The 6470-nt window shown below is 50.6% G+C and carries 6 protein-coding genes; 5 read left to right on the top strand and 1 reads right to left on the bottom strand.

Annotation, left to right across the window (positions count from 1 at the left end; translation table 11 throughout):
- Positions 1-151 precede the first annotated feature (151 nt).
- The 5 genes from hisS to N4310_RS07110 all read left to right on the top strand — a co-directional run bounded on the left by hisS (position 152) and on the right by N4310_RS07110 (position 5221).
- Entirely contained in the window at positions 152-1522 is a 1371-nt protein-coding gene (gene hisS, locus N4310_RS07130) for a histidine--tRNA ligase (RefSeq protein ID WP_262092636.1), read from the top strand.
- A 4-nt stretch (positions 1523-1526) separates the two neighbouring features.
- On the top strand, positions 1527-1730 hold the full coding sequence (locus tag N4310_RS07125; protein ID WP_262092635.1) for a hypothetical protein: 204 nt from the start codon (positions 1527-1529) through the stop codon (positions 1728-1730).
- Between the two features lie 4 nt (positions 1731-1734).
- The gene (gene aspS, locus N4310_RS07120) at positions 1735-3489 is read left to right on the top strand and encodes an aspartate--tRNA ligase (protein WP_262092634.1); all 1755 of its coding nucleotides are present in this window, start codon (positions 1735-1737) and stop codon (positions 3487-3489) included.
- A complete protein-coding gene (locus tag N4310_RS07115) occupies positions 3476-4411 on the top strand; it encodes a YitT family protein (RefSeq protein WP_262092633.1) in 936 nt (311 codons plus the stop codon). Before aspS ends, N4310_RS07115 begins: the two co-directional genes overlap by 14 nt.
- Positions 4412-4552: 141 nt before the next feature.
- Positions 4553-5221, top strand: a complete 669-nt coding sequence (locus N4310_RS07110) for an NYN domain-containing protein (protein ID WP_262092632.1) — start codon at positions 4553-4555, stop codon at positions 5219-5221.
- Between the two features lie 44 nt (positions 5222-5265).
- Here N4310_RS07110 and N4310_RS07105 read toward each other — a convergent pair whose 3' ends face one another.
- Entirely contained in the window at positions 5266-6024 is a 759-nt protein-coding gene (locus N4310_RS07105; RefSeq protein WP_262092631.1) for a trypsin-like serine peptidase, read from the bottom strand.
- Positions 6025-6470 lie beyond the last annotated feature (446 nt).

Raw genomic sequence — 6470 nt, 5'->3', positions numbered from 1 at the left:
CATTTTTATGAAATTGATGATGAGGAGTCAGAATCCTGACATTATTTTCAAAAAGAATAAGCAACGGGAATGATTCCTTTGAGCTAGAGCTTTCGTAGAGGGGGGAATTGTGCTAAAATTGTTCTAATGTAACTAAAGGAAAAGGAACGTTATGAAACTACAGAAACCAAAGGGAACCCAGGACATTTTACCGGGCGAATCGCGTAAATGGCAGTTTGTGGAAGCGCGGGCTCGGGAAATTTTCGGACGCTACCGCTTTGAGGAGATCCGGACGCCTCACTTCGAGCATTACGAGGTGATTAGCCGGTCGGTCGGTGATACGACAGATATTGTCAGCAAGGAAATGTATGATTTCTATGATAAGGGCGATCGTCATATTACCCTGCGTCCGGAAGGGACAGCGCCGGTGGTGCGTTCCTATGTGGAGAATAAGTTGTTTGCGCCGGAGGTGCAAAAGCCGGTGAAGCTCTTCTACATGGGCTCTATGTTCCGCTATGAGCGGCCGCAAGCGGGTCGTTTGCGGGAGTTCCACCAGATTGGGGTCGAGGCTTTCGGGTCTAGTAATCCGGCGACCGATGTTGAAGTGATTGCTATGGCGGCCGATTTTTTCAGAGAGCTGGGCTTGACAGGGATTCGTCTGCATCTTAACAGCTTGGGAACACCGCAAGTGCGGGCTACTTATCGGCAAGCCCTCATTGACTATCTCCTACCGCATAAGGAGTCCCTATCAGCGGATAGTCAACGCCGCTTGGAGGAGAATCCTTTACGGGTTTTGGACTCCAAGGAAAAGGCGGATCAAGCCTTGGTGGAGGGAGCTCCGTCGATCTTGGATTACCTGGATGAGGAAAGCCAGGCGCACCTGGATCAGGTGCGTAGCCTGTTGGATGCCCTGGGGATTGACTATGTGATGGATCCGCGGATGGTGCGGGGGCTGGATTACTACAACCACACCATTTTTGAATTTATCACAGAGGTTAAGGGGGCTGATTTGACGGTCTGCGCCGGTGGTCGTTACGATGGCTTGGTGACCTACTTTGGTGGTCCTGAGACCCCAGGTTTTGGGTTTGGTCTTGGGGTGGAGCGCTTGCTTTTACTGCTTGACAAGCAAGGGGTAGAACTTCCAGGTTTACCAGCCTTGGATGTCTATGTTGCTACCTTGGGGGCAGAAAAAAGTAACAAGTTAAAAAATCCGTATGACTTTTCAGATACTGATGATCTGTCAGATTCGACCTCTAAGGAGGTAAAGGTGAATCAGGCTGCAACCCTTTTGGTTCAGTCCCTGCGTCGGCAAGGATTGACAGCGGAGCGAGAGTATCTCAACCGCAAGCTCAAGGCTCAGTTTAAGGCGGCGGATCAATTCCAGGCCAAGACCTTGATTACTCTTGGAGAATCTGAGTTGGAATCTGGTCGGGTGACGGTTAAAAACAACGCCACACGGGCTCAGATGGAAGTGGCTTTGAGTGACTTGGAGCAAGATGCTGCGGCAGTTGTGGCACGAGTCTTAGCTTTGGGAGATGACTAGTCAGATGAAGAAGAGACTGATAGGGGCGCTGATCCAAGCGCTGGTGGTCGGGCTGGTGATTGGTTGTATTTGCGCCTTGGCCCGGAATGACTTCTTTTACCGCTATTTGGCCCTGATATTTGGCTTTTTGGCTGGACTGGCCTACTTTATCACAGGAACAGCCATTGAAATTTTACATGAAATAAGACAAACAGAGAAAGAGGAATAGGTTGATGGAACGTTCGATGTATGCGGGGCGCGTGCGCTCGGAGCAAATTGGTCAGACGCTGACCCTAAAAGGTTGGGTTGGTCGTCGTCGGGATTTGGGTGGTTTGATCTTTATTGACCTGCGCGACCGGGAAGGGTTGATGCAGTTGGTGATCAATCCTGAATTAGTGGATGCGGCGGTTATGCAGGCGGCTGAGAGTTTGCGGTCCGAGTATGTGATTGAGGCGACCGGGAAGATTCTGGCTCGGGAGCAGGCCAATGACCAATTGCCAACAGGGCAAGTGGAGATGCAGGTGGAGCAGTTGACCATCTTAAACACGGCCAAAACAACACCGTTTGAAATCAAGGATGGCATTGAAGTTAATGATGATACCCGCTTGCGTTACCGTTACTTGGATTTGCGCCGTCCGGAGATGTTGGCCAACTTTAAACTACGGGCTCAGGTAACCCACAGCATCCGGAATTACCTGGATGGGCAAGAATTTATTGATGTGGAGACGCCTTTCTTGGCTAAGTCCACACCAGAAGGAGCTCGGGACTACTTGGTGCCAAGCCGGGTGCATGAGGGGCACTTCTATGCCCTCCCTCAAAGTCCGCAAATCACCAAGCAGCTTTTGATGAATGCCGGATTTGACCGCTACTATCAAATTGTGAAGTGTTTCCGGGATGAAGACTTGCGGGGCGACCGTCAGCCAGAATTTACCCAGGTGGACTTGGAGACCTCTTTCCTATCCGAACAAGAAATTCAAGACTTGGTAGAAGGCATGATTGCCAAGGTAATGAAGGATACCAAAGGTATTGAGGTTAGCCTGCCCTTCCCATGGATGAAATACGATGAAGCCATGCGACTCTACGGGGTTGATAAGCCAGATACCCGCTTTGACATGCTTTTGGAAGACTTGACCGAGTTGGTTGCCGATGTAGAATTCAAGGTCTTCTCCCAAGCTCCAGCTGTTAAGGCCATTGTGGTGCGTGGTGCTGCTGACCAGTATTCCCGTAAGGATATCGATAAGTTGACCGAGATTGCCAAGCAATATGGCGCTAAGGGCTTGGCTTGGGTCAAATACCTAGACGGTGCTCTGACAGGGCCGGTTGCCAAATTCTTGACCAGCCACGAAGAGCAGTTGGTGGTCCGCCTCCAGTTGGGCGAGCAGGACTTGGTGCTCTTTGTTGCGGATGAATTGGAAGTGGCCAATGCAACTCTTGGGGCGTTGCGCGTGCGTTTAGGAAAAGAGCTGGGTCTTATCGACGAGAGCCGCTTCGACTTCCTCTGGGTCGTAGACTGGCCAATGTTTGAGTGGTCTGAAGAAGAAGGCCGCTACATGAGTGCCCACCATCCGTTTACCCTGCCACAAATGGATACGGCTTCCGAGTTGGAAGGCGACCTCAGCAAGGTTAAGGCCATTGCCTACGATATTGTCTTGAACGGTTATGAATTGGGTGGCGGAAGCCTTCGGATTAACCAGCGAGACCTACAAGAACGGATGTTTAAGGCTCTTGGCTTCAGTCAAGAAGAAGCAGCAGAACAATTTGGCTTCCTGCTCGAAGCTATGGATTACGGCTTCCCACCACATGGCGGCTTGGCCATCGGTTTGGACCGCTTTGTAATGCTGCTCGCTGGCCAAGACAATATTCGGGAAGTTATCGCCTTTCCGAAAAACAACAAGGCCACAGATCCTATGACTCAGGCTCCGAGTCCAGTGGCTTTGAGCCAATTGGAAGAGCTGAGTCTACGGGTTCAAGAGGATGAAAAGGAATAAATACTACCGTGCTTTTCGGGCCTGGTTGGATGAACTAGGTCGGCGTTTCCACTTTATCAAACTCCTACAGAGCATTTCCCGGGAAAAGTATGATGAGAAGTTATCGGCTGCAGTGCTCTACGGTATTTTGTCAGCCCTGGCTATCAATTTTTTCTACCAGCCCGGGCATGTCTACTCGTCTGGAGCTACTGGTTTGGCCCAGATTATTCAGGTGAAGCTGGCTATTTATGGGGGGCTGAACCTGCCCCTGGCCGCGATTTATTACGCCATCAATATTCCCTTGATGGTGCTAGCCTGGTGCCAGATCGGGCCTAAGTTTACAATTTTCACCTTTATCACGGTCAGCTTTTCCACTCTTTTTATGGAGTGGATTCCAGAAGTGACCTTGACCCCTGATCCGATGATCAATGCCCTCTTTGGGGGTGCTCTGATGGGCTTGGGGATTGGTTTGGCCCTGCGGGCCAATATCTCTAGTGGCGGGATGGATGTTGTGATTTTGACTATCCGCAAGCGGACGGGTCGGCAGGTCGGCAACTTGTCGCTGGCCCTCAACGGGGTGATTATTCTCATGGCCGGGCTCTCCTTTGGCTGGCCCTATGCTTTTTATTCCTTGGTAACCCTCTTTGTCTCCACGCGGGTGACCGATTTGGTTTTTACCAAGCAACGAAAAATGCAGGCCATGATTGTGACCAGCTATCCAGAGCGGGTCATCAAGGGCATCCATACCGGTTTGGAGCGCGGGGTGACCATCTTGAATGATGCTGAGGGCGCCTATAAGCATGAGCGCAAGGCGGTCTTGATCATCATCATCACGCGCGCAGAGTACCACGAATTCAAGTGGATCATGCGGGAAACCGATCCCGAAGCCTTTGTGACCATTGCGGACAATGTCCACACCCTGGGCCGTTTTATGGAATATTAACAAATCAGCGAGTCGAAGCAGACTCGTTGAGTTTTTTTAAATTTTTTTTCGAATAAAAAGATGAGAGGGTAACTCTCAGATTTTATAAGGTCTGTTGGGGAAAAGGGCTAGGTCTCTTTTCCAGGCAGGAAAAGGAGTTTTATGAAAACAGCAATTTTAGTAGACGGTGGCTATTACCGTAAGCGGACCAATCTGGCCTACGGTTCAGAGGAGCCAGCCCAATCAGCCCAGCGGTTGTATAAGTATTGTAGTCGGCATTTGAAGGAATCTTGCTACCAGGCGGAAGTCCGCCACGACCTCTACAGGATCTTCTATTATGACTGTCCCCCACTAGCAGCGAGTCTGCTGAATCCCTTCGGGACTCGGGTTGTGGACTACAGTAAAAGTGACACCCTCCGCTGGACCCAGGAATTTTTTATGGAACTGAGCCACAAACGCCGGATCGCCCTACGTATGGGAGAACTATCGGAAAGCAGTCCCCGCTACACGCTGCGAGAAGAAGCTCTACAGGCTCTCCTATCCGGCCAGCGCACCGTGGATGACCTCAAGGAAATGGACTTCCGCCTCAACCTCCAGCAAAAGGGGACGGACATCCGCATCGGTTTGGACATCTGCTCCCTGGCCTATAAACAACAAGTCGACCGCATCATCCTCATCGCCGGTGATAGTGACTTCGTCCCCGCCGCCAAACTGGCACGACGAGAAGGCATCGACTTTATCCTCGATCCGCTGGGCGGTCCCATCAAGGACAATCTCAGCCTCCACATCGACGGCCTCCGAACCGTCGACACTGCCTACCTAGGCCACTGAACCAGCTGAAAAGTCCCTTGCGCACACACGCAGGGGACTTTTTATTAGTCTATCAAGCGAGCCTGGATTCCGGCGGGATCCAGTAGCTCCTTTTTCAGTTCTGGAGTCAGGAGCGTGATGGTGGCCCGGGAACAACTACTTTGCCCCCGGCATTCTTCTGTTACCGCTGTGACAATCCCGATAATCTCCCCATCCAGAAACACAGGTGAACCCGAGTTCTCCTCAACTAGTTCCAAATCTGCCGTCAGTGTACCATCAGCCTCTACCGCAAGCACCTGACCACTAGCCTGGGTATAGGGTGGCCGCGTTAGACTTGAAAAACCCATACTGGAGACCCTTTTCCCTACCAGCTTCTGAGCCTGGGTATAGACCGCTAATTTTAACTCCTGCTGCCCCACGGGAAGCCCTAAACTGGATGTAACCTCAATCAACCCCAGATCTTTACGTAAATCCTCGTAGCCCCGGTAGCCAGCAGGAAGGTGGTAGGGATGGGCCGTAGCACCCGTGTGGAAAACCTCAGTCCCCTGAGCATTGTAGGACCGAACTGTCTGTCCAGCCAGTAGCCGTCCTCGCTCATCTGTGAGATTGTGGGCGGCAGTAAGTAAGATTCCCTTCCCAAGATAGGTACCCGTCCCCCGCACGCTCTGCCCTGCCTTCGATCTAGCAATCAAGGCCTGGGTCAGATGAAAGGGATAACTGTGGGCCTCTTGAGGACCAACCTCCTTCCGGGCTTCGGCCAGAACAGGTAGTGCTAACAGTGCACTAACAAAGAGTAGGAGTAGGGTGAGTAGCTTTTTCTTCATCGGTAGCTCCTTTGCCTTTTTCTTTTTTATTCGTTTTTTTGGAAGGAAAATTGCGAATAAATAAGCAAAAGGGATAGGGAATGAAAAAGCGCTGGATTTAATGGCTCAACAGCGGTCTTTCAGGATTGGGGATGAGATTCGTGTAAAGACGAGGAAAGTGTATGGGCTGGATTTTGATTGTTGGGTACAGGGTTGGACAAAGAAAATAAGAGATACGGTTTTGAATATTGAGGCGAGTCTTGCCAGTCTTGCAACTTATTCAAAACCAACAATTGTCTTCTTTAAGAAATCGAGATTCCCCGGTTTTGCTGGGTATGATTACCAAACCGTGTTTCAGATCCCGGGGGCTGTTTTCGCGTAAAAAGTGTAAAACCCAAATTATTCATACCTCAAACAACTCCGTGTAAATAGCTAAAAAATCATCAGAAATTGCCAAAAAACAATGG

This window comes from Streptococcus danieliae, from assembly GCF_025447695.1.
In the GTDB taxonomy this organism is placed as follows: Bacteria; Bacillota; Bacilli; order Lactobacillales; family Streptococcaceae; genus Streptococcus; species Streptococcus danieliae.
Note: the sequence above shows the minus strand (reverse complement) of the source record. Positions and strands in the feature narration are given on the sequence as shown.

Coding starts and splice junctions, on each gene's coding strand:
- hisS (WP_262092636.1), top strand. CDS start 152: ATGAAACTACAGAAACCAAAGGGAACCCAGGACATTTTACCGGGCGAA.
- N4310_RS07125 (WP_262092635.1), top strand. CDS start 1,527: ATGAAGAAGAGACTGATAGGGGCGCTGATCCAAGCGCTGGTGGTCGGG.
- aspS (WP_262092634.1), top strand. CDS start 1,735: ATGGAACGTTCGATGTATGCGGGGCGCGTGCGCTCGGAGCAAATTGGT.
- N4310_RS07115 (WP_262092633.1), top strand. CDS start 3,476: ATGAAAAGGAATAAATACTACCGTGCTTTTCGGGCCTGGTTGGATGAA.
- N4310_RS07110 (WP_262092632.1), top strand. CDS start 4,553: ATGAAAACAGCAATTTTAGTAGACGGTGGCTATTACCGTAAGCGGACC.
- N4310_RS07105 (WP_262092631.1), bottom strand. CDS start 6,024: ATGAAGAAAAAGCTACTCACCCTACTCCTACTCTTTGTTAGTGCACTG.